This is a genomic window from Deltaproteobacteria bacterium (assembly GCA_012522415.1).
Lineage (GTDB): Bacteria > Desulfobacterota > Syntrophia > Syntrophales > JAAYKM01 > JAAYKM01.
The window spans coordinates 1-3,767 of sequence record JAAYKM010000145.1 but is presented as its reverse complement, the minus strand read 5'-3'; the positions used below and the strand labels follow the sequence as shown (position 1 = coordinate 3,767).

General features: G+C 47.8%; 6 protein-coding genes. All 6 read left to right on the top strand.

Annotated features, from left to right (window positions below; genetic code table 11):
* Nucleotides 1-22: 22 nt before the first annotated feature.
* Nucleotides 23-253, top strand: a complete 231-nt coding sequence (locus GX147_10680) for a helix-turn-helix domain-containing protein (GenBank protein ID NLN61133.1) — start codon at nucleotides 23-25, stop codon at nucleotides 251-253.
* Between the two features lie 70 nt (nucleotides 254-323).
* The gene (locus GX147_10675; GenBank protein NLN61132.1) at nucleotides 324-614 is read left to right on the top strand and encodes a hypothetical protein; all 291 of its coding nucleotides are present in this window, start codon (nucleotides 324-326) and stop codon (nucleotides 612-614) included.
* Nucleotide 615: 1 nt separating this feature from the next.
* Complete coding sequence (locus tag GX147_10670) at nucleotides 616-1,437, top strand: hypothetical protein (GenBank protein NLN61131.1); 822 nt, start codon at nucleotides 616-618, stop codon at nucleotides 1,435-1,437.
* Nucleotides 1,438-1,451: 14 nt separating this feature from the next.
* Nucleotides 1,452-3,113, top strand: coding sequence for a DUF3631 domain-containing protein (locus GX147_10665; GenBank protein ID NLN61130.1), 1,662 nt, complete (start codon nucleotides 1,452-1,454; stop codon nucleotides 3,111-3,113).
* A gap of 147 nt (nucleotides 3,114-3,260) precedes the next feature.
* Entirely contained in the window at nucleotides 3,261-3,449 is a 189-nt protein-coding gene (locus GX147_10660) for a helix-turn-helix domain-containing protein (GenBank protein ID NLN61129.1), read from the top strand.
* Between the two features lie 53 nt (nucleotides 3,450-3,502).
* Nucleotides 3,503-3,724: a hypothetical protein gene (locus tag GX147_10655; protein NLN61128.1), complete on the top strand. Its 222-nt coding sequence runs from the start codon at nucleotides 3,503-3,505 to the stop codon at nucleotides 3,722-3,724.
* The last annotated feature ends 43 nt before the right edge of the window (nucleotides 3,725-3,767 follow it).

Genomic DNA, 3,767 nt, shown 5'->3' with positions numbered 1-3,767 from the left:
TTTATTTTTTGGAGAATCAGTTATGAAAACGACCCAAATGGAAGAAAAGCTGTGGACAGCAAAACAGGTTGCCGCGTTTTTGAAAGTCAGTACCCGGCAGGTACACCGGCTTACGGTGGATGCTTTGATGCCAGCGTGCATCCGGCTCGGCGGTAATATCCGTTGGCGAAAAGAGGAAATCATTGCATGGCTGGATGCCGGAGCGCCGGACAGAGAGCGATGGAATGAAATGAAAGCCAAACAGCCGGGATAACGACATAAGGGGCTGCCTCTGTCAAAGGGGTAGCCCCATTACAACAACCATGAGCACAGGGAACGACACCATGACAGTAAAGTTAAATCCTCCAACGGATGCTGTAACCCTCAGACGTAACCGAATGCCGTCCGCCTATCGGGGTATTTATGACCGGGCCGTCAGTGGTCAAAGTCTTCGTGCTGCCGTCAATGCCCAATGCCTCGAATGTGTTTACTGGAAAAAAGACGAGATTCGCAACTGCCCGGATGCCGCCTGCCCGTTATTTGCCGTCCGGCCGTACCAGCATTCCCCGCAAACTGCCCGTAACGGCCAGGATATTGCCGCAGAATCGAATAAAACGGCTAAGGGGGTACTCTGATATGGGTCAGGCGGAAAAAATGCTTCGTGTCAGCAAATCTCGGCCTTGTCCGGTATGCGGCAAGCCGGACTGGTGTTTGCGGGCAGAAGACGATTCATCGGCCATCTGCGCACGTATTGAAGATGGAAGTAAGAAACGATGTGGAAAGGCTGGCTGGCTTCATGTGTACAAGGCGTGTCCTTACCGGAAGGTACGCACCTTTTCCCGTCGGATTGTGGTTAAGAACCGTGATTTTTCGTATCAGGCCAGTCAGTATGTGAATAATCTGACTGCTATGCGGCTAAAGGCGATTGCCCGACAACTTCATGTGTCACCGGAAAGCCTCGAACGTCTGCAAATCGGATGGAACGGTTTTGCTTATACATTCCCGATGTCGGATGCCAATGGACGTATTACGGGAATCCGCAAACGGTTTATCAATGACAACAAGGGAACGGTAAAGGGCAGCCAAATCGGTCTTTTTGTCCCTGCGAGTTTGAAATCGGAAGGGTTTTTACTGGTTTGTGAAGGCCCGACCGATACAGCCGCTTCACTTGACCTGGGCTACGATGCCGTTGGCCGACCCAACTGTAACAGCGGCGACCAGATACTTACCGGAATTGTCCGTAATCGGGATGTTATTATCATTGTCGATGATGACCTTGTGGGACGGCAGGGAGCGGAGAAACTGGCGAAGTCACTGATTCTTTACTGCAAATCCCTGCGGATGTTTACACCACCCGCAAAGGACATTCGTCAGTGGATTCAGCAGGAAAACAACACCGACTATATCCGTCAATCTATCGACAATGCACCTGAAATCAAAATGACCCTACAACTTTGAAACGGAAATGAACAATGACGCTGAATACAGACATTAACGTTTGTTTTACACCGAATAAGGCCGGAGACAGTAAAGGGCAGCTTAACATCCGAAACAGTGAAACCCTGCTGCACAGTGATATATTGAACATTGCCAAAAATAAAGAGCGGGAGAGTTTTATACGGAAAACCTGCCAGCTTTACCCGGCCATAGATGCCGAACAGCTCCGTCAAAAGATTCTTGAACTGGTTCCTGATCCGCAGGATACTGACAAAGTGGTGGATGATTCAAAGAAGGAACTGGATATTGATAATATCGTCAGGCCGCATCTTTTTCATACTCCGCTTGTATCCGGTATGTTAGTCCCTGTGACCAGTATCGACCCAAACGGCCAATTGACAGGTGATTGGCAGTTGCATTTACAGTGGAAGGATGGGAAACGTCAAATCGTGCCTGTTACGAACTGTCTCGATGATCATGGCCATACGCTTTGGTTTGATGGGATTCCCGGACAGCCGAAGCCCAATACCGTCTCATTATGGTCACGTCAAAGCCGCCAGCAATGGCTGGATGGATACAGCCCGGACATGAGCCAGATATTCACTGAATTGTGTGACCTATTCGCATGGTTTTTGAAGTTTCGGGATGAAGATACGCTCGGAACCATTGCCACATTATCCCTTTGGACATTGCTCACCTATGTCTATCCAATCTGGGATGCCGTGCCATATCTTTCCATCGGCGGGCCGTTGGGAAGCGGCAAAAGCAGGGTCTTTGATGTGCTTTCACAGGTCGTCTTTCGTCCCTTGCCCTCGGCGAATATGACCGCTCCCTGTCTTTTCAGGACATTGCATGAGGAAGGCTGGACACTGCTTCTCGATGAGGCTGAACGGTTGAATGAACGGACACCGGAAGCCAATGAGATACGCAGTATTCTTCTAAGCGGATACAAAAAGCACTCCCGCGCCCATCGGCTCGAAAAGACCAAAGACAGCTTCCAGACCAATGCCTATGATGTGTATTCCCCCAAATCCATTGCCGGAATTGCCGGACTGCCGCCCGCTTTGGCTTCACGCTGTATCCGTATTGTCATGCTTCGCAGCCCGAAGGATTCTCCGATAAACCGCAGACGCATCCCCGAAAAAGCTGATGTATTCGCCAAAATACGGGATGATCTTCATGCAATGGCCCTTAGCCATTCAGCGCAGATTATCAAGTATTCCGGTTACAAACCGGACTGTCAGGATTTCAATGGCCGGGATTATGAGATATGGCAGCCTCTTTTGGCGCTGGCGGATATGCTGGAACAGGGACAAGATGGGATTGCGGGATTGGTTCAGCTTGTCCAGGAACATGCGATTAAAACAATGGAAAATAATGAGGATATTATGCCGGAAACGGATGAAATACTGCTTCAACTGCTCAGAGAAGAAATATATACAGATTTTTATGGAATTGAACCGGGCAAACTGCTGGAAAAAGCTAAAGAAAAAGAGCCAGCTTTGTTCAGTAAATACAGTGCGCGGGGTATCAGTTCTATCTTGAGTCGCTACAACATCAAGAGTCAGAAAACCAATGGTAAGCGGGTCTTCCGTCCCTCAAAGCAGGAATTAGGGACGGTTTTTGAGGCGTATGGAATTGAACCGGAATCATCAATTTGCAGCGATTCGCAGGAAGAAACATCCCTTTGCACATAAGTTTGGACGAAAGGGACGGTCGGGACGGTTTATAGGGGTGTGTATAGGAATGAGTTTTTAAGTCGGGGCGTATTGTCGGTATCGACATCTGTAAAGAATTAAATTATGACAGCAAAGAAATGGAGATCAACGATGAAAAACTTCAAAATGAGCGAACATACAAAAAGTCGATTAATGAAAAGCAGACAGGCGGCTTCATACCTGGCTATCAGTGAACGGACTCTCTGGAATTTACAGAAGGACGGAAAAATTAAGTCGGTTCGCATGGGGCGTCTGATTCGCTTTGACCCGGCGGACCTGGATGATTTTATCGAACAGGCGAAAACTGCCGGATAAAAAAGACTGAAAATTACTTGACATTGCGCAATGATATAGAGATAATGTAAAATATGGATATTCTAAAGACAATACGGAATGAAATAAATAAGAGCGGGCAGAGTCGGTATCGAATCGCCAAGGACACAGGTATTGACCAGGGGCAGATTCACCGAATTATGGAAAAAAACCAGTCTCTTTACTGCGAAACGGCGGAAAAACTACTTGAGTATTTTGGCTATGAGATAACAAAGAAAGGAAGCACCCATGGCAAGCGTGGTACGAAAAAAGGCTAAAACCGGCATTCGATATGATATTCAGCTTTCTCCCAATGAACAT